The sequence below is a fragment of the Terriglobus sp. ADX1 genome (genome assembly GCF_036877645.1).
Lineage (GTDB): Bacteria > Acidobacteriota > Terriglobia > Terriglobales > Acidobacteriaceae > Terriglobus.
Map to the genome: position 1 here is coordinate 1 of NZ_JAEDXV010000174.1, position 213 is coordinate 213.

A 213-nucleotide genomic window follows, 5' to 3' on the forward strand; every position below is an offset into this window, starting at 1 on the left:
ATGTTCTGATGCCGCAGATGGGCGAGTCCATCACAGAAGGCACCATCACCAAGTGGCTCAAGAAGGTTGGCGACACCGTCAAGCGTGACGAGCCCATCTTCGAAATCTCCACCGACAAGGTCGACGCGGAAATCCCGTCCCCTGCCGCTGGCGTGCTCACCGAGATCAAGGCTGCAGAAGGCACCACCGTTGCCATCAACACGGTAGTCGCCC

Annotated in this window: 1 protein-coding gene; it reads left to right on the forward strand. The window is 59.6% G+C overall.

The features are described from left to right. Positions 1–213, forward strand: a 213-nt coding sequence (locus JAO32_RS19975) for a biotin/lipoyl-containing protein (RefSeq protein WP_334243657.1), incomplete at both ends; no start/stop codon positions are given.